Origin of the sequence: Chromobacterium sp. ASV23, assembly GCF_016428945.1 — a bacterium.
Taxonomy (GTDB): Bacteria; Pseudomonadota; Gammaproteobacteria; order Burkholderiales; family Chromobacteriaceae; genus Chromobacterium; species Chromobacterium sinusclupearum.
Genome location: NZ_JAELTR010000032.1, coordinates 24,536 through 49,424 on the forward strand (window position 1 = coordinate 24,536; position 24,889 = coordinate 49,424).

A 24,889-nucleotide genomic window follows, 5' to 3' on the forward strand; every position below is an offset into this window, starting at 1 on the left:
CCATGAAAAAGACCCTGCTTGCCCTGATGATCGCCTGCGCCGCGCAAACCGCTCCGGCCGCCCCCGCCGCTCCCGTTTCGGCGCCCGTCGCGCCGCTACCGGTCCGCGAAGTCGACCGCATCGTCGCCGTGGTCAACAAGAATGTGATTACCTGGCAGGAACTGCAAGCCCGCGTCAACGAGGCGATCAAACAGCTGGAGGCGCAAAAAGTGACGCCGCCGGCTCGCGATGTGCTGCAGCACCAGTTGCTGGAGCAGATGATCACCGAGGAAGTGCAACTGCAATACGCCGCCAGCGGCGGCCTGCGCATCGAAGAATCCGCCATCGACCAGGCGATCGCCAACCTGGCCAAACAAAACAAGCTGACCGAAGCCGGCCTGAAGGCCCAACTGGCCCGCGACGGCATCACCCTGGACCGGCTGCGCAGCGATATCCGCCGCGAGCTGACCATTTCCCGCTTGCGCGACAGCGAAGTCGCTTCCCGCGTTTCCGTCAGCGACAGCGAAGTGGAACAGGTGCTGAAGAGCGCGCAGAGCGCCAACCGCACCGAATACCATCTGGCCAGCCTCCTGGTCAGCGTGCCGGAGCGCGCCGACGCCAAACAGATCGACCAGTTGTCGCAGAAAGTGCATAAAGCCCAGGCCGAGCTGAATGCCGGTCAGCCTTTCGCCAAGGTTTCTGCCGCCTATTCCGACGCGCCCAATGCGCTGAAAGGCGGCGATATGGGTTGGCGTCCGGCCACCTCGCTGCCGCTGGAATTCGTGCAAATGCTGGAGCAACTGAAGCCGGGCGGCTACACCGACGTGATCCGCACCCAGCAGGGCTTCTTCATCTTCCAATTGCAGGACAAGCGCAGCGGCGGCACGCCGATGCTGGTCGAGCAATACCATGCGCGCCACATCCTGATCCGCACCAACGAGGCCGTGTCCGAATCCGACGCCAAGGCCCGCATTGACCAAGTGCGCGACCGCATCCTGCGCGGCGCCAAGTTCGCCGACATGGCCAAGCTGTACTCCGAAGACGGCAGCAACGCCAAGGGCGGCGACCTGGGTTGGGTCAATCTGGGCGATCTGGTGCCGGAATTCGAGAAGGCGATGGTGGCCCTGCCGATCGGCCAGGTATCCGAGCCGGTGCGCTCGCCGTTCGGCTGGCACTTGATCCTGGTCGAAGGCAAGCGCAATCAGGACGTGTCCAGCGACCACGAAAAGATGGCGGTCAAACAGCAAATCCGCGCCCGCAAGATGGAACAGGCCTACGCCGACTGGGTGCGCCAGCTGCGCGACTCCGCCTTCGTCGAAGAACACCTGGACGACAAGTGATGAACCGCCCCGTGCTGGCCGTCACCGCCGGAGAGCCGGCCGGCATCGGGCCGGACCTGGCGCTGCGGCTCCCTGAACTGGCGCCGCGCAGCCGCTGCGTGGTGGTGGCGGACCGGGGCCTGCTGGCCGAACGCGCCGTCCAGCTGGGACTGGAGGTGGCGCTGGTCGACTACCGCCGCGATCAGCCGGCTCCGGTCGGCGCGCTGGAGGTCTTGCATGTGCCGCTGGCTGTGCCGTCAACGCCCGGCCAGCTGGATCCGGCCAATGGCCGCTATGTGCTGGATACGCTGGATGCGGCGATAGACGGCTGCATGGCTGGCGAATTCGCCGCCATGGTCACCGCGCCGGTGCATAAGGGCGTGATCAACGATGCCGGCGTGCCGTTCACCGGGCATACCGAATACTTGGCCGAACGCACCGGCGCCAAAAAAGTGGTGATGATGCTGGCCGGCGGCGGCATGCGCGTCGCGCTGGCGACCACGCATCTGCCCTTGCGCGACGTCGCCGACGCCATCACCGCGCCGCTGCTGGACGAAGTCATCCGCATCCTGCATGCCGATCTGGTGGGCAAATTCGGCATCGCCGCGCCGCGCATCCTGGTAGCGGGCCTGAACCCCCACGCCGGAGAAGGCGGGCATATGGGGCGAGAGGAAATCGACATCATCGAACCGGCCCTGGCCAAGCTGCGCGCCGAAGGCATGCATCTGATCGGCCCGCTGCCGGCCGACACGCTGTTCAATCCGGACAAGCTGGCTGCTGCCGACGCGGTGCTGGCCATGTATCACGACCAGGGCCTGCCGGTGCTGAAGCACGCCAGCTTCGGCGCTGGCATCAATATCACGCTGGGCCTGCCCATCATCCGCACCTCGGTCGATCACGGCACGGCGCTGGACCTGGCCGGCAGCGGCCGCGCCCATCCGGGCAGCCTGGTCGAGGCGGTGCAGCTGGCGGAACAGCTGGCCATACACTCCCGCCGCGGCTAGGGGCTGCCCGGCGGTGCCTGCGAAGATCGCCAGGGATCAGCGCACAATCACCTGATCCGGCAGCTCATTGACGAAGAGTTCGCCGCGGCGCGGCGCATGCTGGGTCAGCAGCGCGTGTATGCGCTTCAGCCCCAGCTCCAGCCCCGCCACATGATCGCGCGCGGCGAACGCTTGCTGCATCTCTGCGCAGATGTCGGCCCAATCCTGCGCCGGCACCCGGCGATTGATGCCACGGTCGGCGATGATCTCGATCCGCCGCTCCGCCAGCAGGAGATAGACCAAGACGCCGGTGTTCTCCTCGGTATCCCACACCCGCAGTTCGCCGAACCACTGCAGCGCCCGCTGCCGCGCGCTCATGCCGCGCCAGGCGGCCCGCCAGTCCAACGCAGACTCCACCACGAAGCGCAGTTGCCCGCAGTGCGCCTGCTCGGATTCGGCGATATGCCGCTCCAGCCTGGCCAGCTGCCGGGCCGGAAACTGCCGGCGCGCCTGCCAGCCGGTGCTGCTCAGGTGGCGCCATACGCGTTGCCATTGATTCATTTCACCAGTCTCCCGAAGCCCCGCCGCCGCCAAAATCGCCGCCGCCGCCGGACCAGCCGCTGCCGCCATCGCCGGAACGTCCGCCGCCTCCGCCGCCGCCCCAATTGCCCCAACTGGCCAGGGACAGGCCATGTTCGCCCAGCACAAGGCACAAGCCTGCCGCCACCACGCCGATCAACAGGGCGGTCACGGTGGCGGCGCCCAGCAATAGGGAAGCGGCCACGCTGAGGCAGCCCATGATGAAGCTGCCGATCAAGCGGCCAAACAGCCTGCCGGCCAAGCCGGAGCCGACCAGCAGGAAAAACGCCAGCAGCAGCCAGCTGTCCGCCCAGCCGTCGCCTTGCGCGGCCTGCCGCTTCGGTTCCGGCAGTTTTTCGCCGTCGATCAGGCCCTCTATCTGCGTCGCGGCCGCCTGGATGCCCTGCAAGCGCAGGCCTTGCTTGAACAAGGGCCGCAAGGTGTCCTGCAGGATGCGTTTGGCGTAGATGTCCGGAATCGCGCCCTCCAGCCCGCGCCCCACCAAAAGCTGAGTCTTGTGAGTATCGGCCACGATCAGCAGCAGCACGCCGTCGTCCACGCCCTTGCGCCCCAGCTTCCAGCTCTCCATCACTCGCGTGCCGTAATCAAACGGCGTTTCCGGCTCGACCGACGGCACGATCAGCACCGCCAGCTGGCTGCCCTTGCGCTGGTGAAAGTCCAGCAGCTGCTTTTCCAGCTGGCCGCGCTCGTCATCCGTCAGAAAAGCCGCCTGGTCGATCACCGGCGAGGTGGGCGGCGGCACCGCCAGCTCGGCGCGGGCCGCGCCCGCCATTAGGCACAACGCGAGCCACAGCCAGGCCCATGCGCGGCTCATCTCACTTGCCTTGCTGGTCGAAGTTCACCTGCGGCGGGGCGGAGATCGCCTTCTCGTTCTCCACGGTGAAGTTGGGGCGGGTCTTCAGGCTGAACATCATCGCCGTCAGATTGTTGGGGAAGCTGCGCACGGTGACGTTATAAACCTGCACCGCGTCGATATAGCGCTTGCGGGCCAGCGCGATGCGGTTTTCCGTGCCTTCCAGTTGCGCCTGCAGATCGCGGAACGACTGGTCCGCCTTCAGCTGCGGGTAGTTCTCCGACACCACCAACAGGCGTGACAGCGCCGAGCCCAGCTGATTCTGCGCGGCGGTGAACTGCTTCAGCTTGTTTTCGTCCGTGGCGGATGCCGCGTCCATCTGGATGCTGCCGACACGGGCGCGCGCCTCGGTCACCTGAGTCAGCACATCCTTCTCGTGCGTGGCGTAACCCTGTACCGTCTTCACCAGATTGGGAATCAGGTCGGCGCGGCGCTGGTACTGGTTCAGCACCTCGGACCAGGCGGCGTTGGCCGCCTCATCCTGAGACTGCATCGCGTTATAGCCGCAACCGCTCAGCGAAGCCGCCAGGGTAAACACCAGCAACAGTTTCTTCCACATCCTCGCCATCCTTTCCATATCGCAATTATCCACAAGGGCAAACATCCCAAAGCCATAGCTTACCGAAAAACAGAGCCATGCCGGTAATCGGAAAAACTCATAGACATGCCAGAGCGCAGCATAAAATGACGTCAAGCCAATCCATGCTCCATCATTTAGACGCCGTGACTTTTTGGGCGCTCCAGCCATGCACCCGCCTCATGGGTGCCGGCAATCTCTTGATCTAAAGAGGAAAAATCCCTATTCAACTCATGTTTTTCGCATCGCAGCAATTAGGCTAAACTGGCAGGCATTCCTCTAATAAAATCCAGCTTGCGGACAAATGACAGCCATCACCAGCGAACAGCGATTGCGGGAAATCCCGTATAACTATACTTCCTACTCCGACCGCGAAATCGTGATTCGCCTCTTGGGCGAACCAATGTGGAAACTGCTGGACGATCTGCGCGGCCAGCGCAAGACCGGCCGCTCCGCGCGGATGCTGTTCGAGGTGCTGGGCGATATCTGGGTGGTGGACCGCAATCCGTATCTGGTGGATGACCTGCTGGACAATCCCAAGCGGCTGTCCGCGCTGGTGGAGGCGATGCGCCATCGGCTGACCGAGATCGAGAAACGCCGCGACGGCAACGATAAAGTCCAGCTGATGATCGCCGCCGCGCGCGAGGCGGTGGATGACTTCGAACGCCAGTTCGAGCAAACCCGCGAGCTGCGCGCCCGCGTGCTGAAGAAGCTGACCCGACTGACCCGCCGCGACAATATCCTGTTCGACGGCCTGTCCCGCGTCGCCCACGTCACCGACGCCACCGACTGGCGCGTCGAATACCCGTTTGTCGTGCTGAGCCCGGACAGCGAAGCGGAAATGGCGCCGCTGGTGCGCGCCTGCATCGAGCTGGGCCTGACCATCATTCCGCGCGGCGGCGGCACCGGCTACACCGGCGGCGCGGTGCCGCTGGACCGCATGAGCGCGGTGATCAATACCGAAAAACTGGACCGCCACTTGGGCGTCGAGCACATCGAACTGCCGGGGCTGGCGGGCAAGCGCGCCACCATTTCCTGCGGCGCCGGCGTGGTCACCGCCCGCGTGTCCGAAGCGGCCTCCGCCGCCGGACTGGTGTTCGCTGTAGACCCGACCTCGGCCGAAGCCTCCTGTATCGGCGGCAATATCGCCATGAACGCCGGCGGCAAGAAGGCCGTGCTGTGGGGCACCACGCTGGACAATCTGGCCAGCTGGAAAATGGTGGACCCGGACGGCCGCTGGCAGCTGGTGGAACGCATAGGCCACAACTACGGCAAGATCCATGATGTAGAAGAAGCGCGCTTCCGCGTCTCGCGTCTGGCCGACGATGGCCAGACCGTGGAAAGCAGCCGCGAGCTGGTGATTCCCGGCAGCGCCTTCCGCAAGGTGGGCCTGGGCAAGGACGTCACCGACAAATTCCTGGCCGGCCTGCCCGGCGTGCAGAAGGAAGGCTGCGACGGCATCATCACCAGCGCGCGCTTCGTGCTGCACAAGATGCCCAAGCACACCCGCACCGTATGCCTGGAGTTCTTCGGCACAGTGGCCGAGGCCACGCCGGCCATCGTCGAAATCACCGACCTGTTCAAGCCCGGCGGCGCCTGTCTGGCCGCCGGCGTGCAGCTGGCCGGCCTGGAGCACCTGGACTGGCGCTATGTGCGCGCGGTCGGCTACGCCACCAAGGCCAAGAGCAAGGGCCGGCCCAAGATGGTGCTGATCGCCGACATCGTCTCCGACGACGAGAACGCCGCCGCCGAGGCCGCCAGCCAGGTGGTGCGCATCGCCAACGCCCGCCACGGCGAGGGCTTCATCGCGGTGACGCCGGAGGCGCGCAAGACCTTCTGGCTGGACCGCAGCCGCACCGCCGCCATCGCCAAGCACACCAACGCCTTCAAGATCAACGAGGACGTGGTGATCCCGCTGCCGCGGCTGGGCGACTACAGCGACGGCATCGAACGCATCAACATCGAGCTGTCCATCGCCAACAAGATCGAACTGTTGGACACCCTGACCGAGTACTTCCACGGCCGGCTGCCGGTGGACAAGATGGACACCAACTTGCCGTCGGAAGAGCTGATCGGCGACCGGCGCGCCGCCGCGCTGTCGCTGCTGGCCGTCAACCGCGACCGCTGGCAATGGCTGCTGGACCACATGGACGCGCCGTTCCATGAATACGCCAGCCGCTGGCCCGACGCGCCGCTGGAAGACGCCGCCGCGCAGCCGGACACGGTATTCCACGCGCTGCGCGACTTCATCCTGCGCGTCAGCTGGAAGCGCGAGGTGCTGGCCGAACTGGAACAGATCTTCTCCGGCACCGCCGCCGCCGGTATCCGCGCCGCCATCCGCGAGCTGCAGCAGCACGTGTTGCGCGGTCGGGTGTTCGTGGCGCTGCACATGCACGCCGGCGACGGCAATGTGCACACCAACCTGCCGGTCAACTCCGACAACTACCGCATGCTGCAAACGGCCCACCACGCGGTGGAACGCATCATGGCGCTGGCGCGCCGGCTGGGCGGCGTGATCTCCGGCGAACACGGCATCGGCATCACCAAGCTGGAATTCCTGACCGAGGACGAAATCTCCCCGTTCCGTACCTACAAACAGCAAGTGGACCCGAACGGCCACTTCAACCGCGGCAAGCTGCTGCCGGGCGCGGACCTGCGTCTGGCCTACACGCCCTCGTTCTCGCTCTTGGGGGCGGAATCGCTGATCCTGGAGCAGTCCGACATCGGCGACATCAACAACTCGATCAAGGACTGCCTCCGCTGCGGCAAATGCAAACCGGTGTGCTCCACCCACGTGCCGCGCGCCAACCTCTTGTACAGCCCGCGCAACAAGATCCTCGGCGTTGGCCTGTTGACCGAGGCCTTCCTGTACGAGGAGCAGACCCGCCGCGGCGTGTCGCTAAAGCATTTCGAGGAATTGTCCGACGTGGCGGACCACTGCACGGTATGCCACCGCTGCGTCAAGCCCTGTCCGGTCAAGATCGACTTCGGCGACGTGTCGGTGGCGATGCGCAACTTCCTGCGCAAGTCCGGCAAGAAGAAGTTCAATCCCGGCACCGCGCTGGGCATGGCCTTCCTCACCGCCAAGGACCCGGCCACGGTCAAGACCATACGCGCCGGCCTGGTCGGCGTCGGCTACAAGGCGCAGCGGCTGGGCAACCAGCTCGGCAAGCGGCTGGGGTTGATCGGCGGCCAAAAGAAGCAGCCGCCGTCCACCGTCGGCCCGGCGCCGATCAAGCAGCAAGTCATCCACTTCATCAACCGGCCGATGCCGGGCGGCCTGCCCAAGAAAACCGCCCGCGCGCTGCTGGACGTGGAAGATCCGCACATCGTGCCGGTCATCCGCAACCCCAAGGCCGCGGAAGACGCCGAGGCGGTGTTCTACTTCCCCGGCTGCGGCTCGGAGCGGCTGTTCAGCCAGGTGGGCCTCGCCACCCAGGCCATGCTGTGGCACGTCGGCGCGCAGACGGTGCTGCCGCCGGGCTATCTGTGCTGCGGCTACCCGCAAACCAGCGCCGGCTACCAGGACAAGGGCGACGCCATCACCACCGAAAACCGCGTGCTGTTCCACCGCGTGGCCAACACGCTTAACTACCTGGACATCAAGACCGTGGTGGTCAGTTGCGGCACCTGCTTCGACCAGCTGGCGCACTATCGCTTCGAGGACATCTTCCCCGGCTGCCGCGTCATCGACATCCACGAATACCTGATGGAGAAAGGCGTGAAGCTGGACGGCATCGAAGGCCAGCAATATCTGTATCACGACCCGTGCCACACCCCGATGAAGACCCACCAGCCGCTGAAGGTGGTCAATGAGCTGATGGGCGGCGGCGTGCCGCTGTCCGACCGCTGCTGCGGCGAGGCCGGCACCTTCGCCGCCAGCCGGCCGGACATCGCCACCCAGGTGCGCGCGCGCAAGGAAGAAGAAATACGCGGCAACCTGCAGGCGCTGACGGGCGGCGACGCGCCGGCCAAACCGGTGAAAATCCTGACCTCCTGCCCATCCTGCCTGCAGGGTCTGTCGCGCTACAACGACGACACCGGCACCGAAGCCGACTACATCGTGGTGGAAATCGCCCGTCACATCCTGGGCGAAAACTGGCTGCCGGAATACGTCGCGCGCGCGCGCGACGGCGGCATCGAGCGGGTGCTTTTATAAGCGCCAGCCCCGGCCGATCCATGCCCAGTTCTGGCCGGGGCCCGCTCAATGCCAGCACATTAGCATAGTACGTCGTGATAAAATGGCGGATTGAACTGCCGTGGAAATCCGACCATGCTGCTGCGCACCGACCGTGATACCCTGCTCTCGCCGCTGGCCACTGTCTGCGGCGTGGTGGAGCGCCGCCACACCCTGCCCATCCTGTCCCACGCCCTGCTGCAAGCCGACGGCGAAACGCTCGCCTTCACCGCCAGCGATCTGGACATCCAGGTGGAAAGCCAGCGCAAAGCCCATGCCGAACAAACCTTCCGGCTATGCGTGCCGGCGCGCAAGCTGCTAGACATCCTGCGCGCGCTGCCCGCCGGCTGCGAGCTGCAGCTGAAACAGCAGGGCAGCCAATTGCTGCTGCAGGCCGCCGGCAGCCGCTTCCAGCTGCAAACCCTGTCGGCCGAAGACTTCCCCTTGCTGGCGGCCGACGACGACGCCACAAGCGACCTGGCGCTGAGCCAAGGCGAGCTGAAGCGCAAGCTTGGCCAAATCCTCTATGCCATGGCCGACCACGACATCCGGCCCTACCTGAACGCGCTATTGCTGCAACTCGATGGCGAGGCGCTGCGGCTGATCGCCTCCGACGGCATCCGCCTGGCCTTGCAGCGCTACCCGCTGCCGCACGCCCAGGCGCCGCGGCAAATGCTGCTGCCGCGCAAGGCCGCGCTGGAGCTGGCCAAACTGCTGATGGACCAGGACGAGGCGATCACGCTGGCACTGGGCGCGCGCCAGCTCGACTGCCGGCTGGGCGACACGCGGCTGCGCTGCAAGCTGGTGGATGCCCGCGCGCCGGATTACCTGCGCCTGTTGCCGAACAACCATGACTGCGAACTGACGCTGCCGCGCCTGAGCCTGCTGCAAGCCGTGCAGCGGGTGGCGGTGCTGGCGCACGCCAAGATCCGCCAACTGGAGCTGGCGGTCCGCCCCGGACAGCTGGCGCTGCGCTGCCGCAACGCGGAGCGCGAAGAGGCGGAAGAGATTCTGCCCGCCGACTGGCAGGGCGAGCCGCTGGACGCCAGCTTCAATCTGCAATACCTGCTGGACGTGCTGAGCCATCTTCCCGCCGAGCATCTGCGCTTCGGCCTCGGCGCCGGCCAGCGCGGCTTGCTCGTCACCAACCCTGATGATCCGCACTTCCTGTATCTGGCGATGCCGCTGCGCGGTTGAACGACTATCTTACGGAGAACCCCATGCCCGCCATCCAACTGCTGATTCCCGACGACTACCAGCACATCGGCCCGCAACTGGCCGAACTGCAGCAAGACTCCGCCTATGCCTGCCGCAGCCTGGGCGACCTGTCCCGCGCGCCCGACGCCGACGAGGCCCTGGCGCAGGCCGAGGCGCTGCTGCTGATCCGCGAGCGTACGGTAGTCGACGAGGCCCTGCTGGCGCGCATGCCGCGGCTGCGCCTGGTCAGCCAGACCGGCAAGCTGGCGCGCAATATCGATGTGGAAGCCTGCAGCCGCGCCGGCGTGGCCGTGGTGGAAGGCAGCGGTTCGCCGTATGCGCCGGCCGAACTGGCCTGGCTGCTGATCATGGTGGCCCGCCGCCGGCTCTCGGAAAATATCGACAGCTTGCGCCAAGGCCAGTGGCAAGGCCCGGTTGGCCAGGCGGTGCGCGGCCAGACCCTGGGCATCCTGGGCTTGGGCAAGATAGGCAAACTGGTGGCCGGCTACGGCCAGGCCTTCGGCATGCGGATCCTGGTCTGGGGCAGCGAGCGCGCCCGCGAAGAAGCGCAGGCGCTGGGTTATCAGGCCGCGGGCAGCCGCGAAGCCTTCTTCGCCGAGGCCGATGTGATCAGCCTGCACCAGCGCCTGGTGGCGGCGACAAGCGGCAATATCACGCTGGACGACCTGATGCGGATGAAAACCGACGCGCTGCTGGTCAATATCAGCCGCGCCGAGTTGATCGCGCCGGGGGCGCTGGAGACGGCGCTGGACGCCGGCCGGCCCGGCTTCGCCGCGCTGGACGTCTTCGAGCAGGAACCGGTTTATGACACGGCCCACCCGCTGCTACGCCGGCCCAATGTGCTGTGCACGCCGCACCTCGGTTACGCCGAGGAAGCCAGCTATCGCCAGTATCTGGAGATCGCCTATCGCAACGCGGTGCGTTTTTTCCAGGGCGATACCAGCCATGTGCTGAACCCGGAAGCTTTGATCTGACAATCCATCGGCTGGCGCTGTCAGCCGGCCGCATTCCACCAGGAGAAACCTGTGTCCGATACCGCCCTGCTGATCATCGATGTCCAAGTCGGCGTCGTCGAAGGCGAGTTGCGCGCCGCCCGTCTCGATTCGGTGCTAGACCATCTCAACCTCGCCCTCGCCAAGGCCCGCCAGCGCGGCATGCCGGTGATCTTCGTCCAGCATGAGGAAGACGATCTGCCGCATGGCTCGGCCGCTTGGCAGCTGCATCCCAAGCTGGCGCGGCAAGACGGCGACCTGCTCGTATTCAAGCGTTACGGCGACAGCTTCTGCGAAACCGATCTGGCGCAGCTGCTGCAAACTTACGGCGTCAGCAAGCTGTGGATAGGCGGCGCCGCCACCGATTTCTGCGTAGACAGCACGCTGCGCAACGCGGTGTCGCGCGGCTACCAGGTCACCGTCATCGGCGACGCCCACACCACAGTCAGCGCCTTCGCGCTGAGCGGCGAGCAGATGATAGACCACTTCAACGCCGCATGGGGCGCCACCAGCGCCACGCCGCAACCGCTGCGGGTGCTGCCGGCGGCCGAGCTGTGAATCCGGGCAGGCCATGAAAAACGGCGGGGCAGGCCCCGCCGTTTTCTCATCCGCGCCCGCTTACTTCTTCACCGCCTTGGCTTTCGCTGCGGCCGCCGCGCGGCGCTTGGCGGCGGTGGCGGCGTCCTGCCGCACCTCGGCGCTGGTCTTCAGCAACGTCGCCTGCGCGTCGTCGCCATCCAGCGACCAGCTGAACACGCCGCCCAGCTGTTGCGAGCGCACGTAGTCGAGCTTGCCGCGGATGGTGGCCGGATCGTCATAGCTCCAGAACTCGTTGCCGTCGTAAGTCCACAACTGCTTGGCCACCGGGCTGACAAACTGCTTGGCACTGCGGTTCACCAGCACGCGGTAGTCCTCGATGCCCTGCTCGTAGGTGCCCTTGGCCGGACCGGTGGCCACTTGATACAGGCCGTCGCCCTTAGCTCCCGCCGCCACGCCCGCCCAGCCGCGGCCGTAGAACGGCAGGCCGACGTTGATCTTGGCGCGCGGCACGCCGGCCGTGACCAGCGTTTGCACCGCGTCGTCGACGGTGTAATAGACCTGATCGCCAGTCACCGGCGCGGCCGGATCGCGGTACAGATTGGACTGGAAGTTGGTTGGACCCTTAGCTTCCCAGCCGCCGTGGAAGTCGTAGGTCATCACGTTGAGCCAGTCCAGATAGGCGCTGTACTTGGCCGGTTCGGTATTGCGGATCTTGTCGACGCCGGAGCCGATGGCCGCGGTCAGGTAGTAGCGGCGTTTGTTCTGGGTGGACAGCGCATTCAGCTGGTTGCGGAATTCAGCCAGCAGCAAGGTGAAGTTCTGCCTGTCGTTCGGGTCCACGCTATTAGTCGGCAAGCCGCCGCCGCCCGGATATTCCCAGTCGATGTCGAAGCCGTCGAACACGCCCAGCGCCGCGCCGGCGCCGCCGGCATCCTGGTCCTTGGGCAGGTTGCCCTTGATGTAGAGGTCGATGCACGAGCTGACCAAGGTCTTGCGGGCGGCGTCGGTGGCGGCGAATTGGCCGAAGTTCTTCGACCACGTCCAACCGCCCAGCGAGATCAGCACCTTCAATTGCGGATTGGCCAGCTTCAGCTTGCGCAGCTGGTTGAAGTTGCCGCGCAGCGGATCGTTCCAGTTGTCGCCCTTGCCGTCCACCGACTCGTTGGCGGCGAAGGCGCGCTGATAGTCGGCCCAGGCATCGCCGCCATCGCCATTGCCGTTCTCGGCGCGGGTCACCATGCCGCACTGGCCGTTGGCGTAGACGTTGCCGAAGGCGTAGTTCAGGAAGGTCAGCTGCTTGTCGCCGCCGGCCTTCACCAGATTGAACACCTTGTAGTTTCGATCGTAGATGCCCCATTGGGTGAAGTAGGAGCCGACATTGCGGCCCACGGTCGGCGTGGGTTCCGGCGGCACGCCGCTGCTGGGCTGGCCTGGATCTGCCGGCGAACACTCGCTGGCCGGGCGCTCCTGCCAGGCGCCCCATTGGCTGCTGCCCGGCTGCTCGCCCTGGGTCCACCAGCTGGCGCGCCAGGTCTTGCCGCTGAAAGTGGCGTAATCGCCGGCGTTGTAAACCTGGGAACTGCTCCACGGCGAGCAGCTGGGCGCGGCCCAAACCGCCTGGGTCAGCGCGAAGGCGGCGCCGATGGCCAGCAGCGTGCGCGACAAGGGGAAATGCAGCATGGTGGTTCTCCTCGATTCGATGATGATGCGGCGCATGCGGCGCCCTGACCCTGCAAACCCGATGATGAATGCATCTTGTGGTATTACATTGGTATCAGAATCGAAAGTTCCACTGCAGAATACAAGGAGAAAATTAACTACCTGTCATTTAGATCAGCTGGTCTGGAGTAGAAGCCAGGCAACAAAAAAGGAGGCTTGCGCCTCCTTTTTGCTGTTATCGAGATGGACCCGACCGTTTAGCCCGCCTTTTTAGCGTGGTGCGGCTTCTTGTGATGCTTGTGGTGGTGGTGCTTTTTCGCCGCTTGGGCCTTTTGCGCGGCCGGAGCGGAGCTGGCCTTCTTGGCATGCTTCTTGTGATGATGCTTGTGGTGCGCAGGCGCGGCAGCCTTGGCGGCCGGAGCGGAAGCGTCCGCGGCGTAGGTGGCGACGGAGGTCAGGCCCAGGGTAGCGGCCAACAGGAGGGCGGTCAGTTTTTTCATGGTCAGTCTCCCGAATCCAGGTAGGGGATTGTTGTCTGGAGCGCCACTCGGCGCATCCTTGAACTCATCTTAGGCAGGCCGCCCTATTCCGTCTGTGAGTCCCATGTAAGCAGGTGTAACCAATCGTAATATCAGCGGGCGGATTCAACCTCGGCTACCGCCGGCGGTATCCGCGTCACCAGCAGCTGGTCGATGCGGTAATTGTCGATGTCCACCACTTCAAACTTGTAGCCTTCAAACTCCACGTTGTCGGTGCGTTTGGGAATCTTGCGCAGCATGTACATCATGAAGCCGGCGATGGTTTCGTAATTCTCATCATCCGGGAACGCCTCGATATCCAGCGCCCGCAGCACATCCTCCACCGGCGTGGCGCCGTCCACCAGCCAGGAGCGCTCGTCGCGCTTGACGATCTGCTCCTCCTGGAACTGGCTGACCAGGTCGCCCATCACCGTGCTCATCACATCGTTGAGGGTGATCACCCCCACCACCAGAGCGTATTCATTCATCACCACCGCGAAGTCCTCGCGCGAGGCCTTGAAGCGCTCCAGCAGCTCAGACAGGGTCAGCGAATCCGGAATGATCAGCACATTGCGTATCGTCAGCTCGCGCTTCATCGACAGGCTTTGCTGGTTGATCAGCCGCATCAGGATGTCCTTGGAATCGACATAGCCGATCACCGAGTCGATCACGCCGTCGCACACCAGAAACTTGGTATGCGGATGTTCGGCGATCTTCTGTTTGATGCTGGCTTCATCTTCATGCAGCGTGAAGTAGATGATGCTTTCGCGCGCGGTCATCGATGACGGCACGGTGCGGCTTTCCAGCTCGAACACGTTTTCGATCAAGTGGTGCTCGCGCTGCTGCAGCACGCCCGCCTCGGCGCCGGCATCCATCATCGCCACGATATCGGCCGAGGTGAGGTCATCCGGCCGGCCGGTGGGCACGCCGAACAGGCGGAAAAACACATTGGCCAGGCCGTTGAACAGCCACACCAGCGGGCTGCACACCCGCACGCAGAACAGCATGGGCCTCACCACCAACAGCGCGATGCGCTCCGGCGCCACCATGCCCAGGCGCTTGGGCATCAGGTCGGCAAACAGCACGAACAAGGAAGTGACGGTGACGAAGGACAGGATGAAGCTCAGATGCTCCACCCACGGCGCCGGCGACACCAGATGCAACATGGCGGAGAAATACGGCGTGAAGGCCGCCTCGCCCAGGATACCGGCCAGGATGGCCACGGCGTTCAGGCCGATCTGCACCACGGTGAAAAAGTGTCCCGGCTGTTCCTGCAGCTCCAGCACCCGTTCGGCGCTGGCATTGCCCTCTTCCGCCAGCTGGCGCAGCTTGATCTTGCGCGCGGCGGCCAGAGAGATTTCCGACACCGAGAAAAAGGCACTGGCCGCAATCAGCAGGCCGATGACAAAAAGACTATTGGCAAAACTCACATTGATTCCCGACTGTTTATGATTCTGGAACGCCTGTCGGCGCTTGGCGCCGTCGACCCAACCCGATCCCTCGCCGCCCAGCCATCATGATGGTACGGCTGGCGCGGACGCGCCTTGACGCAGATGCGCTGCCGGGCCGGATTGAGCGCTGCAACGCCGACGCTGTCAGTATAACAGACCGCCATGACTGCCCCATTGCGCATAGCGGGGGTAGAATCGACGCCACGATAGCAACAGGAAACGCATCATGGATTGTGAATTGTGTCAGGCTCCCGCCGGAGAGCTGCTGTTCGAAGACGCCTGGCTGCGGGTGCTGCTGGTCGACGAGCCCGGCTATCCAGGCTTCTGCCGCGTGATCTGGCGCGGCCATGTCGCCGAAATGACCGACCTCCCGCCCGATCAGCGCCAGCATCTGATGGATTGGGTCTACCGCACCGAGACGGCGCTGCGCCAGGTGATGCGGCCGGCCAAGATCAACCTGGCCAGCCTGGGCAATATGGTGCCGCATCTGCACTGGCATGTGATTCCGCGCTTTGCCGACGACGCCCACTTCCCCAGCCCGATCTGGGCCGCGCCGCGCCGTGCCGGCGCCGATCACGGCCTGCCGCAGCTGGCCGCGCAATTGCGCGCCGCCCTGGCCGGCTGATGCCCGCTCAGGCGGTGCGGAAACGGCTGATCGCCTGATCCAGGCCATGCGCCAGCTGCGACAGTTGCTGCGCCATTTCGGACGAGGACTCGACTGACTGGCCGTTTTCCACGCCCATGCTGGCGATGCGCTCCACGTTCTTGGCCGCATCGTTGCTGGCGGTGCTCTGCTCGCGCATCGCGCCGGCGATCTCGCTGGTTTTTTCCAGCAGCCCCGACGACAGCTCGCGTATCTGCGCCAATTTCTCGCTGACCTGCTCGCTCAGCGTCACGCCGCTCCCCACCCGCTTGGCGGCCTCGCGCATGCTCGTGACGGCGGTGGTGGTGTCGCCCTGCACCGCCTGGATCTTGGACGAAATCTCGCCAGTGGCCTGAGCGGTGCGCTCGGCCAGCTTGCGCACTTCGTCCGCCACCACCGCGAAGCCGCGGCCCATTTCGCCGGCGCGCGCGGCCTCAATCGCAGCGTTCAGCGCCAGGAGATTGGTCTGTTCGGCGATGTCGTGGATCACCTCTACGATATTGCCGATCTCGTCGGAACGCTGGTTCAGCGAGTTGATCACCGTCTCGGACTCGCCTATCACCCGGGCGATTTCCTGCATTTCCCTGGCGGCATCGCCCGCCACTTGGCTGCCGCTGACCGCTTCCTGCATGCTGCTGCGCGCCTCGCTGGCCATTTCCACCGCGTGCTCGGCCACCAGATTGATGCTGACCGTCATCTGCTCCACCGCGGCGGCGGTAGACGATGAGGCGTCGGTCTGCTGCCGCGACGCCTCGGCGATGCGCTGCGATACCTGCGACAGCGAGGCCGCCGTCGAATTGACTTGGTTGGAATCTTGCCGGGTGCGGTCGATGAAGGCGCGCAGATTGCCCAGCAGTTGCGCCAGCGCGCGGCCGGTTTCGCTGACCTCGTCGCGGCCATGCTGCTCTATCTTCACCGTCAGATCGTTATGTTCGGCCGCAAAGCGCATCCGCTCCTGCATGGAGTCCAGCGGTTTGGTGATCGAGCGGGCGATCACCCAAGCCAATGCCGCGCCGCCCAGCAGCACCGCCAGCAGCAGCGTCAACAGGAAAGCGGCGGCGCGCTCCATCGCCGCCACCATGGCGTCTTCGGATTCTTTCGCGGTATTGTCCGCCAGCTCCCGCAGCTTGATCAGCGTGTCGCGCGCCGCGTAGAGCTTGGGCTTGAAGGGAATGATATTGGCGTCGGCGACATTGGCCGCGGTGATTTCACCCTTTTCTATCTTCTGGTACAGCCCAGCCATGCCCTGGGCGTAGCCATCCAGACCGGACAGCACGCCATCGAACTCCGCCTGATGATCGCCGGCCATCGCCATGGCCTTGGCTTCGCCCACCTGATCGCGCAGCTTGGCGATGCTCTTGTCCAGGGCTTGCTTATTGGTCTGGATGCTCTGATCGGTGTTCGCCGGGTTGCCTATGCTGATGAAGATATTCTTCTCATCCTGGCGAATCTGCATCATGGTGCGCTGCATGCGGTCCAACTGGTGGCGGAAGGCGATCTTTTCGTTGACCAGCACCTTCAGCTCCGCCTCTAGATTATTCATCGTCCACCAGGTGCCGCCGCCCAGCACAAACATGGCGAGCAGCAAGCTGCACGCCAACAGCAGAATGCGCTGGCCAATAGTCAAAGCATTAAACATGTCCATCCCCAATACTGGATTGTTTTGATTGGCCGTCCCTAAACATGGCGACAGCCTGTCATCTCAGCTTACTCTGCCAATTAAACAATCGAAATGAAGAATGTTAATGTTTTAGCACACTTGCCAGGATTCACATCCTGCCATTAGCCTGAACGTCCAACGATTACGCTGAAGACGCCATGTACACCACGCTGATCACGCCGGAACAACTGTCTAGCCTGCCGCCTGCCGAGGTGGTCGTGCTGGATTGCCGCTTCCAGCTGGACAATCCCGACTACGGCCCCGCCGCCTACGAACAAGGGCATCTGCCCGGCGCCCACTATCTGCATCTGGACTACCATCTGTCCTCCAGCAAGAACGGCCGCAACGGCCGCCATCCCTTGCCGGATGGCCAGCGGCTGGCGGTGGATCTGGGCGCGATAGGGGTGGATGCGACTACGCAAGTGGTAGCCTACGACGATGGTTCCAGCCAATACGCCGCGCGCGCTTGGTGGCTGCTGCGCTGGCTGGGCCATGACAAGGCGGCGGTGCTGGATGGGGGCCTGAAAGCTTGGCTAGCCGCCGGCCTGCCGCTGGATCAAGCGCCGCCGGCCCGCCGCTCGCGCCGCTTCGCCATCCGGCCGTCGCTGGCGGCAACCGTCGATGTCGACGCCGTGCTGGCGAATCTGCAAACACAGGCCTTCACCGTGGTGGACGCTCGCAGCAATGAGCGCTTCCACGGCATAGGCGAGACGATAGACCCGGTGGCCGGCCACATACCGGGCGCGGCCAACCGCTTCTTCATGAATAATCTGGACGCCGAACAGCGCTACAAGCCGGCCGCGCAATTGCGCGCGGAATGGGAGGCGCTGCTGGGCCAAGGTTTCGACCCCGCCGCCATCGTCCACCAATGCGGTTCCGGCGTCACCGCCTGCCAGAACCTGCTGTCGATGGAGATCGCCGGTTTTTCCGGCAGCCGGCTCTATCCCGGATCGTGGAGCGAATGGTGCAGCGACCCGGCGCGGCCGGTGGCGCACTGACAAGCGGCGCGCCCGTCGCGTCAAGCCAGAATCAAGCGCTGCAGCAGGCGCTGTCCGGCCGCCCAGCTGCCCAGGCCGGCGTGGCTGCCCATATGGCCGGCCATGCCGCCGTCGATGAACTCCGCGCCCCACAGTGCGGCCATCCGCCGCGCTTCTTCAAACTCGCAGAACGGATCGTCGCGGCTGGCCACCAGCAACGCCGGCACCGGCAGCTTGCGCTCCGGCAGCGTCTCGAAGCCGGCGAAAGTCGGCAGCGGCGCGCCTGCCGGCAGTTCGCCGCTGGCGCGGGCCCGCTCGTCGGTCAAAGGAATCGCCGGCGGCGCCACCAGCAGCGCGCCCTTGACCTTGCTCTGCTGCTGCAGCGAAGCCTGCAGCAGCCACGCGACGGCGGTATGGCAACCCAGGCTATGCGCGGCGATGACCAGTTTGCCGGGAATCTCGGCAATAGCCGCGTCCAGCCCGGCCACCCATTCGTCGCGGGTCGGGTATAGCCAGTCGCGCTGCTCCGCGCGGCGCGCCAGCGGATAGGTTTTTTCCCAATAGCCGTGCCAGTGCGTGTCGCCGGAATTGCCCCAGCCCGGCACCGTCAGCAGCGTGACGTCATCGTCGTCCCACATCACAGCTCCCGGCGGTAGTCGACGATCAAGGGCGCGTGGTCGGAGAACTTCTCGTCCTTGTACACGCTGGCGGACACGGCCTGCTCCAGCAGCGACGGCGTGACGATGTGGTAGTCGATGCGCCAGCCCACGTCCTTGGCGTAGGCCTGGCCGCGATTGCTCCACCAGGTATAGCCTGGCGCCTCCGGATACAGATTGCGCCACACGTCGCGCCAGCCGACGCGGCCCAGCAGGTCGGTCATCCAGGCGCGCTCCTCCGGCAGGAAGCCGGAATTCTTCAGATTGCCCTTCCAGTTTTTCAGGTCGATCTCGTTGTGGGCGATGTTCCAGTCGCCGCAGATCACGATGTCGCGGCCGGCCGCCTTCAGCTTCTCCAGATGCGGCATGAACACATCGAGAAAATCGAACTTCACCTGCTGCCGTTCATCGCTGCTGGAGCCGGACGGCAAGTACAGCGAGATGACGGACAGATTGCCGAAATCCAGCTGCAGGAAACGGCCTTCGGCATCGATCCAGTCCACGCCCAGCCCTTCCACCACCGCATCCGGCTGATGGCGGGTATACAGGCCGACGCCGCTATAGCCCTTCTTCTCGGCATAATGGAAATAGCCGGCCAGGCCGTCCGGATTGCGCATCCGGTCCGACAGATCGCCGGCCTGCGCCTTCAGTTCCTGCACGCAGACGAAGTCGGCGCGGATGGTGGCCAGCCAGTCGAAAAAGCCTTTCTTGTCCGCCGAGCGGATGCCATTCAGGTTGGCGGAAACGATTCGAAGCAAGGGTATCTCCCGTGTTATGCTTGCGGCAATTTAGGGTCTGTTAACGATTTCATCAAGGAGTGAAGATGAGCGATTTCCGTCAAGAGTTTATTCGTTTTGCGCTCGACAAGCAGGTTTTGAAGTTTGGCGAGTTCATCACCAAGGCGGGACGCAAATCGCCGTACTTCTTCAACGCCGGCCTGTTCAACGATGGCGAATCCACGCTGAAGCTGTCCCGCTTCTACGCCCAGTCCATCCTGAACAGCCAGGTTCAGTTCGACATGCTGTTCGGCCCGGCCTACAAGGGCATCATCCTGGCCGCCGCCGCCGGCATGGCGCTGGCGGAACAAGGCCGCAACGTGCCGTTTGCCTACAACCGCAAGGAAGCCAAGGACCACGGCGAAGGCGGCACCCTGGTCGGCGCGCCGCTGCAGGGCAAGGTGCTGATCATAGACGACGTGATTTCCGCCGGCACCTCGGTGCGCGAATCGGTGGAGCTGATCCGCGCCGCCGGCGCCACCCCGGCCGGCGTGGCCATCGCGCTGGACCGGATGGAGCGCGGCCAGGGCGAATTGTCCGCGGTGCAGGAAGTAGCGCAGCAACACGGCCTGCCGGTCGTGGCCATCGCCACGCTGAAAGACGTGCTGGGCTTCCTGGAAAACAGCCCGGAGCTGGCCGCCCACCTCGACGCGGTGCGCGCCTATCGCGCTCAGTACGGAGTCGACTACTGATGAAAGCGCTTGCCGGATTGCTGCTGCTGTTGTGTTCGCTGGCTCACGCCGACGTGTACAAATGGGTGGATGAGTCCGGCAAGACGCATTACAGCGACGCGCCGCCGCTGCAAGGTCAAAGCCGCGGCGTGGCGCAGTTGAGCAAGCAGGGCATGGTGAAAAAGCCGGCCGAAACCGAGGCGCAGCGCCAAAGCCGCGAAGCCTCGGCCGCCGCCGCCAGGCAGCTGCTGCAAAAGCAGCAGGATGCCGCGCGCCATGACCAGGCGCTGGTGCAGAGCTACTCCACGCTGGCGGAGCTGCAGGCCGACCGCGAAAAGCAGCTCTCCGTTCTGCAGTCGGCCTATCGCGCGCTGGAGCTGCGCGCCCAGGGCCTGGCCATCCAGCAGCGCGACTTGCAACAAGACCTGGAACAGCACAACAAGCAGCATCAAAAACCGCCCGCCGCCACGCTGCACAATCTGCAAGTGCTGCAACGCGAACAGAAAGACCTGCAGGCCCTGATGGCGTCCAAGCGCGCCGAAATCAACAGCTACCAGCAGAAAATGCAGCAGGACCTGCAGCGCTATCGCCAGCTCAGCGGCAAATAGCGCGGCTCGTCAGGCTTGCGCGGCGATTATTGCCCGCCTTCCTTGCGCTGCCAAGCCTGTTGCAGCGCCTGGGTAGCCTGCTGCAAGGTCTGCTGCGCGTTGCCCTGAGCCGTGGTGGCCTCGTTCAGATCGGCGCTGGCCTTGTCCAAGGCCGCCTGGGCGCCGGCGAGTTTTTGTTCGGCCAACGCCTTGGCGTCCTGCGCGTCCTTCAATCGCTTGTCGGCCGTTCGCTGCTGGCTCTCCGCCTGCTGAAACGCCATCTGCGCCGCCAGCAATTGCTCATCGACGGTTTGCGCCAGCGCGGCGCCGGACCACAGGGCCGTCAGCAACAGCCCGCTCTTCGTCAGCATCTTCATGGTTTCCCCTTCTTCGGCCAAACGGCCGCCAAGCCCACATTATGCGGCAAGCCCGCTGTTGACGACATGCTTGCATCTTCACCGCGCATTATTAAGGGGCTGTTGAAGTGTGCTGGGTGGATTGCGTTTGCGCCCGGCGCGACCGCTCACCAAACGTCAACAGCCCCTAGGGCTTCGACGGCCGGCTCAGCAGATACAGCAGCACCGACAGCTCGATCGCCGCCACCAGCCATGGCACCCAGTGCGGCGGCCTGGCCAGCAACAGGGCGACGAATCCGGCCCCCATGCCCAGCGCGGCGAAGCATTTGGCGCGCGCGGGCACGATGCGCTGTTCGCGCCAGCGACGCAGGCCGGGGCCGAAGCGCGGATGGTCCAGCAGCCGCTGCTCCAGCCGCGGCGACGATTTGCTGAAACAAGCCAGCGCCAGGATCAGGAAAATGGTGGTGGGCATCACCGGCAACAGCGCGCCGATCACGCCGAGCCCGACCATCAAGACGCCGCTTAGCAGATAAAACCAGCGCACCGCCGGATGCTGCCCTGGGCTCAAACGTACACCTGGTCCAGATGGCCATTCATGCAAGCGAAGGCCGCCACCGCGCCGGCGGTGACGCGGGCCTCCGCCGCCTCATCCAGCTGCAGGCCGTCCAGCACGGCGGTGAAAGCGCGCCAGTGGCGGGCGCGGCCATCCGGATGACCGGCCAGGTGGCGGGCGCCGCAGTGCTCGTCCAATCCGAGTTTGCCGGCCAGCTTATACAGGATGGCGGCGCCCAGCTTGGAGCCTTCCACCACATACAGCCAGCCCATCGCGGTGGCGACGTCCAGGGTTTCGCTGATCGGCGCATCCTGCAGCTGCGGCAGCGGCCGGCCCAGATCGGCCAGATCGGCCAGGTCGGCCAGGTCGGCCAGGTCGGCCAGGTCGGCGGCGATGCTGTGGTAGCGGCGGCGCTCGGCCAAGTCCGGGAACAGCGCCACCAGCTCGGGATTGTCATACAAAGCGTCGGCATCGCGCAGGAAGCGGTACTGCGCCTCCAGGAAGCGGCTGTAATTCTCACGGTTGGCGAAAGGCTGATTGGCCATGATGCGCTGGTCCAGCTGGTCATGGGTGGCGTGAGTGCGGGCTTTCAGAGCCTGGGTGCGGGTGGTGTCGATTACGCTGCTCATTCTGGGATTTCCTGTTGAATCGCCTCCCGCCGCCGGCGGGAAGGAAAGTGAGGCGCTGGCGGATGCAGGCCGGCCGACGCACAAAACGTAATGATAACTATTTTTATTTGTTATCAAAAGCAGGAATTCGCCCGCCTCCCGCATCGCCCTGGCGCAAGGCAGGTCAGGCGGCATGAAGGCAATAGAAGCAAATCGACTCGAGAAACAGAAAAGCAAAAGGCCCGATCATAAGATCGGGCCTGGCGCGTGAATTCTTGGTGGGTCGTGCGGGATTCGAACCTGCGACCAACGGATTAAAAGTCCGCTGCTCTACCAGCTGAGCTAACGACCCATAGGGTAATGCCGTGTCGGGGGTATGCAGGGATGGTGGTGGGTCGTGAGTGGCTCGAACACTCGACCTACGGATTAAGAGTCCGCTGCTCTACCAACTGAGCTAACGACCCATCCTAAACTGCATTGACAACAGAAATGAACTTGAATCGGCCACCTACCAGCATGGCTGATAGACGAAAGCTTGTCTGGATGGTGGGTCGTGAGTGGCTCGAACACTCGACCTACGGATTAAGAGTCCGCTGCTCTACCAACTGAGCTAACGACCCGTCCGGGACAGGCAATGCACTATATCAAGTTTTCTCTGGTGGGTCGTGCGGGATTCGAACCTGCGACCAACGGATTAAAAGTCCGCTGCTCTACCAGCTGAGCTAACGACCCAAGCGAGAGACCGCAACTATAATGAAACGCTTTATTGCAGTCAAGCCTAACGCAAAGATTTTTTTCAGCGTCCCAGACTAGGCGGGAACGAAACCGCTGCATCGACAGTCATAGGTCAACAGGAAATCAAGCTGCTCCGCCCCTTGAAACCACGCTGTCCGATACCCATGTCAGATAAGCGGGCAAGCCCGATGCGACAGGCAAGGCGATGATTTCCGGCACCTCGTACGGGTGCAGCTCCAGCAGCCTCGCCTCCAGCGCCGGATAGGCGTCGCGGCGGGTCTTGATCAACAGCGGCACCTCGTCCGCCTGCTCCACCGCGTCCTGCCAGCAGTATACCGAACGGCAAGGCGCCAGAATATTGACGCAAGCGGCCAGCCGCTCGCTGACCAGCGTTGCCGCAATCTGTCCCGCCCGCTGCGAATCGGGTACATTGCAGACAACCATTAAACATTCGTCAGATGGAAAAGAATTCACGATGCGCGCACTCCCGTTGTTGTTGCTGATCTACCCGTTCGCCGAAATCGCCGCGCTGGTGGCGCTGGCCGATCATATCGGCGGACTGGCGGTATTCCTGCTGGTGCTGCTGTCCTCGCTGCTCGGCCTGTGGATGCTGCGCAACCAGAAACTCGGCGCCTTGCTGACCCTGGGCAGCGTGATGCGCCAGGGCGACAAGGTTTCGCTGTATTCTCTATTGTGGCCGCTGCGCTATGCGCTGGCGGGCCTGCTGTTCCTGCTGCCGGGCCTGCTCAGCGACATCGCCGCCATCCTGCTGCTGCTGCCGCTGAAAGGACCGGATATCCAGCTGCGCACGCCCGGCGCCGGCCCCAGCGCCAGCTCCGGACCGGCCGGCAACAGCGACGTCATAGAAGGCGAGTACAGCCGGGTGGACGAGCAAACGCCGCCGGGCCGCCGCATTCAGTGAAGGCCGAACAGGGCCAGCACTGCTGCGGCGTCGAGATCGCACTGGATCTCCACCACCTTGTGCCGGTTCTTGTCGCCGGATAGCAGCGACACGTCGCGCTTGGCCACGCCGAAGCGCTCCGCCAGCCAGGCCAGAAGCGCGGCATTGGCCTTGCCGTCCACCGGCGGCGCGGCCAGGCGGATCTTCAGGCAGTCGCCATGCTCGCCAGCCGCTTCGGTCTTCTTGGCGCCGGGCTGCACATGCAGCGTCAAGCGCACACGGCCAGCTTGGCACGACAACCAAGGTTTCATCGCCATTTCCTGTCAAAAACGGGGAGTGTAGACCAAAACGCGGCCAGGCTGCACGGCCGCCACACCGGAGAAAAGTATGGATATCGGTATCAACGAGCAAGACCGCCAACACATCGCAGATGGCCTGTCCCGTCTGCTGGCCGACAGCTACACCCTGTACCTGAAAACCCATAACTTCCACTGGAACGTCACCGGGCCGATGTTCAACACCCTGCACCTGATGTTCGAGACCCAGTACAACGAGCTGTCGCTGGCCGTCGATGCCATCGCCGAGCGCATTCGCGCGCTGGGCCACTACGCGCCGGGCAGCTATGCCGACTACGCCCGCCTGACCTCCATCGCGGAAGCCGCCGGCACGCCGCCCAAGGCAGATGACATGATCCGCCAGCTGGTGGAAGGCCACGAAACCATCTGTCGCACCGCCCGCAGCATCTTCGAAGTCGTCGAGCGCGCCAGCGACGAACCCAGCGCCGACCTGTTGACCCAGCGCCTGCAAGTCCACGAGAAAACCGCCTGGATGCTGCGCAGCCTGCTGGAAAAATAAGCGTCCGCCGCACACCGCCCGACGCCGCGCCCCGCGCGGCGTTTT

The 24,889-nt window shown here is 64.5% G+C and carries 26 protein-coding genes and 4 tRNA genes; 12 read left to right on the forward strand and 18 right to left on the reverse strand.

The window, feature by feature from the left end; translation table 11 throughout:
* The first annotated feature begins 2 nt into the window (after positions 1 to 2).
* Together JHD59_RS13650 and pdxA are read left to right on the forward strand one after the other, a co-directional pair.
* The gene (locus JHD59_RS13650) at positions 3 to 1,319 is read left to right on the forward strand and encodes a peptidylprolyl isomerase (protein WP_199154642.1); all 1,317 of its coding nucleotides are present in this window, start codon (positions 3 to 5) and stop codon (positions 1,317 to 1,319) included.
* A complete protein-coding gene (gene pdxA, locus JHD59_RS13655; protein WP_199154643.1) occupies positions 1,319 to 2,302 on the forward strand; it encodes a 4-hydroxythreonine-4-phosphate dehydrogenase PdxA in 984 nt (327 codons plus the stop codon). Before JHD59_RS13650 ends, pdxA begins: the two co-directional genes overlap by 1 nt.
* A gap of 36 nt (positions 2,303 to 2,338) precedes the next feature.
* On the opposite strand, the gene JHD59_RS13660 is transcribed toward pdxA, so the two are convergent.
* The 3 genes from JHD59_RS13660 to JHD59_RS13670 are packed head-to-tail and all read right to left on the reverse strand — an operon-like array spanning position 2,339 to position 4,302.
* A complete protein-coding gene (locus tag JHD59_RS13660) occupies positions 2,339 to 2,842 on the reverse strand; it encodes a TPM domain-containing protein (RefSeq protein ID WP_199154644.1) in 504 nt (167 codons plus the stop codon).
* Position 2,843: 1 nt separating this feature from the next.
* Entirely contained in the window at positions 2,844 to 3,695 is an 852-nt protein-coding gene (locus JHD59_RS13665) for a YgcG family protein (RefSeq protein ID WP_233164143.1), read from the reverse strand.
* Position 3,696: 1 nt separating this feature from the next.
* Positions 3,697 to 4,302 carry a LemA family protein gene (locus tag JHD59_RS13670; RefSeq protein ID WP_103317504.1) on the reverse strand — a complete coding sequence of 202 codons (606 nt, stop codon included), beginning with the start codon at positions 4,300 to 4,302 and terminating at the stop codon, positions 3,697 to 3,699.
* A 313-nt stretch (positions 4,303 to 4,615) separates the two neighbouring features.
* On the opposite strand from JHD59_RS13670, the gene JHD59_RS13675 reads away from it, so the two are divergent.
* The 4 genes from JHD59_RS13675 to JHD59_RS13690 all read left to right on the forward strand — a co-directional run bounded on the left by JHD59_RS13675 (position 4,616) and on the right by JHD59_RS13690 (position 11,256).
* Positions 4,616 to 8,470 carry a DUF3683 domain-containing protein gene (locus JHD59_RS13675; protein WP_199154645.1) on the forward strand — a complete coding sequence of 1,285 codons (3,855 nt, stop codon included), beginning with the start codon at positions 4,616 to 4,618 and terminating at the stop codon, positions 8,468 to 8,470.
* Positions 8,471 to 8,584: 114 nt separating this feature from the next.
* On the forward strand, positions 8,585 to 9,685 hold the full coding sequence (gene dnaN, locus JHD59_RS13680) for a DNA polymerase III subunit beta (RefSeq protein WP_199154646.1): 1,101 nt from the start codon (positions 8,585 to 8,587) through the stop codon (positions 9,683 to 9,685).
* Between the two features lie 23 nt (positions 9,686 to 9,708).
* Positions 9,709 to 10,680 (forward strand): D-2-hydroxyacid dehydrogenase family protein, encoded by a 972-nt coding sequence (locus JHD59_RS13685; protein WP_199154647.1) that lies wholly within the window; start codon positions 9,709 to 9,711, stop codon positions 10,678 to 10,680.
* A gap of 51 nt (positions 10,681 to 10,731) precedes the next feature.
* A complete protein-coding gene (locus tag JHD59_RS13690) occupies positions 10,732 to 11,256 on the forward strand; it encodes a cysteine hydrolase family protein (protein WP_199154648.1) in 525 nt (174 codons plus the stop codon).
* Positions 11,257 to 11,316: 60 nt separating this feature from the next.
* On the opposite strand, the gene JHD59_RS13695 is transcribed toward JHD59_RS13690, so the two are convergent.
* From JHD59_RS13695 to JHD59_RS13705, 3 genes are all read right to left on the reverse strand, one after another.
* Complete coding sequence (locus JHD59_RS13695; RefSeq protein WP_199154649.1) at positions 11,317 to 12,918, reverse strand: glycosyl hydrolase family 18 protein; 1,602 nt, start codon at positions 12,916 to 12,918, stop codon at positions 11,317 to 11,319.
* A 236-nt stretch (positions 12,919 to 13,154) separates the two neighbouring features.
* Entirely contained in the window at positions 13,155 to 13,397 is a 243-nt protein-coding gene (locus tag JHD59_RS13700; RefSeq protein ID WP_103317494.1) for an acid-shock protein, read from the reverse strand.
* Between the two features lie 131 nt (positions 13,398 to 13,528).
* Positions 13,529 to 14,845, reverse strand: coding sequence for a hemolysin family protein (locus JHD59_RS13705; RefSeq protein WP_199154650.1), 1,317 nt, complete (start codon positions 14,843 to 14,845; stop codon positions 13,529 to 13,531).
* Positions 14,846 to 15,092: 247 nt separating this feature from the next.
* Between JHD59_RS13705 and JHD59_RS13710 the strand changes: the two genes are divergently transcribed.
* Positions 15,093 to 15,491 (forward strand): HIT family protein, encoded by a 399-nt coding sequence (locus tag JHD59_RS13710; protein WP_103317490.1) that lies wholly within the window; start codon positions 15,093 to 15,095, stop codon positions 15,489 to 15,491.
* Between the two features lie 7 nt (positions 15,492 to 15,498).
* Here the strand turns inward: JHD59_RS13710 and JHD59_RS13715 are convergent, their stop codons facing one another.
* Positions 15,499 to 17,148, reverse strand: a complete 1,650-nt coding sequence (locus JHD59_RS13715; RefSeq protein ID WP_199154651.1) for a methyl-accepting chemotaxis protein — start codon at positions 17,146 to 17,148, stop codon at positions 15,499 to 15,501.
* 179 nt (positions 17,149 to 17,327) lie between these two features.
* On the opposite strand from JHD59_RS13715, the gene JHD59_RS13720 reads away from it, so the two are divergent.
* Positions 17,328 to 18,167, forward strand: a complete 840-nt coding sequence (locus JHD59_RS13720; RefSeq protein ID WP_199154652.1) for a sulfurtransferase — start codon at positions 17,328 to 17,330, stop codon at positions 18,165 to 18,167.
* 20 nt (positions 18,168 to 18,187) lie between these two features.
* On the opposite strand, the gene JHD59_RS13725 is transcribed toward JHD59_RS13720, so the two are convergent.
* Positions 18,188 to 18,784 carry an alpha/beta hydrolase gene (locus JHD59_RS13725; protein ID WP_199154653.1) on the reverse strand — a complete coding sequence of 199 codons (597 nt, stop codon included), beginning with the start codon at positions 18,782 to 18,784 and terminating at the stop codon, positions 18,188 to 18,190.
* Positions 18,784 to 19,560, reverse strand: coding sequence for an exodeoxyribonuclease III (locus tag JHD59_RS13730; protein ID WP_199154654.1), 777 nt, complete (start codon positions 19,558 to 19,560; stop codon positions 18,784 to 18,786). Before JHD59_RS13730 ends, JHD59_RS13725 begins: the two co-directional genes overlap by 1 nt.
* Positions 19,561 to 19,625: 65 nt before the next feature.
* Here JHD59_RS13730 and pyrE point away from each other — a divergent pair, with 65 nt between their 5' ends.
* Positions 19,626 to 20,270, forward strand: a complete 645-nt coding sequence (gene pyrE / locus JHD59_RS13735; protein ID WP_071108630.1) for an orotate phosphoribosyltransferase — start codon at positions 19,626 to 19,628, stop codon at positions 20,268 to 20,270.
* The gene (locus JHD59_RS13740) at positions 20,270 to 20,857 is read left to right on the forward strand and encodes a DUF4124 domain-containing protein (RefSeq protein WP_199154655.1); all 588 of its coding nucleotides are present in this window, start codon (positions 20,270 to 20,272) and stop codon (positions 20,855 to 20,857) included. The genes pyrE and JHD59_RS13740 overlap by 1 nt, the downstream gene beginning before the upstream one ends.
* Positions 20,858 to 20,883: 26 nt before the next feature.
* Here JHD59_RS13740 and JHD59_RS13745 read toward each other — a convergent pair whose 3' ends face one another.
* From JHD59_RS13745 to cutA, 8 genes are all read right to left on the reverse strand, one after another.
* Positions 20,884 to 21,213, reverse strand: a complete 330-nt coding sequence (locus JHD59_RS13745) for a hypothetical protein (protein ID WP_199154656.1) — start codon at positions 21,211 to 21,213, stop codon at positions 20,884 to 20,886.
* Positions 21,214 to 21,379: 166 nt separating this feature from the next.
* On the reverse strand, positions 21,380 to 21,760 hold the full coding sequence (locus JHD59_RS13750; protein WP_199154657.1) for a YbaN family protein: 381 nt from the start codon (positions 21,758 to 21,760) through the stop codon (positions 21,380 to 21,382).
* Positions 21,757 to 22,374: a biliverdin-producing heme oxygenase gene (locus JHD59_RS13755; protein WP_199154658.1), complete on the reverse strand. Its 618-nt coding sequence runs from the start codon at positions 22,372 to 22,374 to the stop codon at positions 21,757 to 21,759. Before JHD59_RS13755 ends, JHD59_RS13750 begins: the two co-directional genes overlap by 4 nt.
* A 255-nt stretch (positions 22,375 to 22,629) precedes the next feature.
* Positions 22,630 to 22,705, reverse strand: a tRNA-Lys gene (locus JHD59_RS13760).
* A gap of 36 nt (positions 22,706 to 22,741) precedes the next feature.
* Positions 22,742 to 22,817, reverse strand: a tRNA-Lys gene (locus tag JHD59_RS13765).
* Between the two features lie 80 nt (positions 22,818 to 22,897).
* Positions 22,898 to 22,973 (reverse strand) — tRNA-Lys (locus JHD59_RS13770).
* 36 nt (positions 22,974 to 23,009) lie between these two features.
* Positions 23,010 to 23,085: transfer RNA gene (locus JHD59_RS13775), tRNA-Lys, on the reverse strand.
* A gap of 126 nt (positions 23,086 to 23,211) precedes the next feature.
* The gene (gene cutA / locus JHD59_RS13780) at positions 23,212 to 23,532 is read right to left on the reverse strand and encodes a divalent-cation tolerance protein CutA (RefSeq protein ID WP_199154659.1); all 321 of its coding nucleotides are present in this window, start codon (positions 23,530 to 23,532) and stop codon (positions 23,212 to 23,214) included.
* 31 nt (positions 23,533 to 23,563) lie between these two features.
* Between cutA and JHD59_RS13785 the strand changes: the two genes are divergently transcribed.
* On the forward strand, positions 23,564 to 24,010 hold the full coding sequence (locus JHD59_RS13785; protein ID WP_199154660.1) for an FxsA family protein: 447 nt from the start codon (positions 23,564 to 23,566) through the stop codon (positions 24,008 to 24,010).
* On the opposite strand, the gene JHD59_RS13790 is transcribed toward JHD59_RS13785, so the two are convergent.
* A complete protein-coding gene (locus tag JHD59_RS13790) occupies positions 24,004 to 24,300 on the reverse strand; it encodes a DUF167 domain-containing protein (RefSeq protein ID WP_199154661.1) in 297 nt (98 codons plus the stop codon). The two genes, JHD59_RS13785 and JHD59_RS13790, sit on opposite strands and share 7 nt — an antisense overlap.
* A 76-nt stretch (positions 24,301 to 24,376) precedes the next feature.
* Between JHD59_RS13790 and JHD59_RS13795 the strand changes: the two genes are divergently transcribed.
* Positions 24,377 to 24,844, forward strand: coding sequence for a Dps family protein (locus JHD59_RS13795; protein WP_199154662.1), 468 nt, complete (start codon positions 24,377 to 24,379; stop codon positions 24,842 to 24,844).
* Positions 24,845 to 24,889 lie beyond the last annotated feature (45 nt).

Bases quoted from the DNA above. Each gene is read 5' to 3' on its own strand.
- JHD59_RS13650 (WP_199154642.1), top strand. From the start codon at position 3: ATGAAAAAGACCCTGCTTGCCCTGATGATCGCCTGCGCCGCGCAAACC.
- pdxA (WP_199154643.1), top strand. From the start codon at position 1,319: ATGAACCGCCCCGTGCTGGCCGTCACCGCCGGAGAGCCGGCCGGCATC.
- JHD59_RS13660 (WP_199154644.1), bottom strand. From the start codon at position 2,842: ATGAATCAATGGCAACGCGTATGGCGCCACCTGAGCAGCACCGGCTGG.
- JHD59_RS13665 (WP_233164143.1), bottom strand. From the start codon at position 3,695: ATGAGCCGCGCATGGGCCTGGCTGTGGCTCGCGTTGTGCCTAATGGCG.
- JHD59_RS13670 (WP_103317504.1), bottom strand. From the start codon at position 4,302: ATGGCGAGGATGTGGAAGAAACTGTTGCTGGTGTTTACCCTGGCGGCT.
- JHD59_RS13675 (WP_199154645.1), top strand. From the start codon at position 4,616: ATGACAGCCATCACCAGCGAACAGCGATTGCGGGAAATCCCGTATAAC.
- dnaN (WP_199154646.1), top strand. From the start codon at position 8,585: ATGCTGCTGCGCACCGACCGTGATACCCTGCTCTCGCCGCTGGCCACT.
- JHD59_RS13685 (WP_199154647.1), top strand. From the start codon at position 9,709: ATGCCCGCCATCCAACTGCTGATTCCCGACGACTACCAGCACATCGGC.
- JHD59_RS13695 (WP_199154649.1), bottom strand. From the start codon at position 12,918: ATGCTGCATTTCCCCTTGTCGCGCACGCTGCTGGCCATCGGCGCCGCC.
- JHD59_RS13700 (WP_103317494.1), bottom strand. From the start codon at position 13,397: ATGAAAAAACTGACCGCCCTCCTGTTGGCCGCTACCCTGGGCCTGACC.
- JHD59_RS13710 (WP_103317490.1), top strand. From the start codon at position 15,093: ATGGATTGTGAATTGTGTCAGGCTCCCGCCGGAGAGCTGCTGTTCGAA.
- JHD59_RS13715 (WP_199154651.1), bottom strand. From the start codon at position 17,148: ATGTTTAATGCTTTGACTATTGGCCAGCGCATTCTGCTGTTGGCGTGC.
- JHD59_RS13720 (WP_199154652.1), top strand. From the start codon at position 17,328: ATGTACACCACGCTGATCACGCCGGAACAACTGTCTAGCCTGCCGCCT.
- JHD59_RS13725 (WP_199154653.1), bottom strand. From the start codon at position 18,784: ATGTGGGACGACGATGACGTCACGCTGCTGACGGTGCCGGGCTGGGGC.
- pyrE (WP_071108630.1), top strand. From the start codon at position 19,626: ATGAGCGATTTCCGTCAAGAGTTTATTCGTTTTGCGCTCGACAAGCAG.
- JHD59_RS13740 (WP_199154655.1), top strand. From the start codon at position 20,270: ATGAAAGCGCTTGCCGGATTGCTGCTGCTGTTGTGTTCGCTGGCTCAC.
- JHD59_RS13745 (WP_199154656.1), bottom strand. From the start codon at position 21,213: ATGAAGATGCTGACGAAGAGCGGGCTGTTGCTGACGGCCCTGTGGTCC.
- JHD59_RS13755 (WP_199154658.1), bottom strand. From the start codon at position 22,374: ATGAGCAGCGTAATCGACACCACCCGCACCCAGGCTCTGAAAGCCCGC.
- cutA (WP_199154659.1), bottom strand. From the start codon at position 23,532: ATGGTTGTCTGCAATGTACCCGATTCGCAGCGGGCGGGACAGATTGCG.
- JHD59_RS13785 (WP_199154660.1), top strand. From the start codon at position 23,564: ATGCGCGCACTCCCGTTGTTGTTGCTGATCTACCCGTTCGCCGAAATC.
- JHD59_RS13790 (WP_199154661.1), bottom strand. From the start codon at position 24,300: ATGAAACCTTGGTTGTCGTGCCAAGCTGGCCGTGTGCGCTTGACGCTG.
- JHD59_RS13795 (WP_199154662.1), top strand. From the start codon at position 24,377: ATGGATATCGGTATCAACGAGCAAGACCGCCAACACATCGCAGATGGC.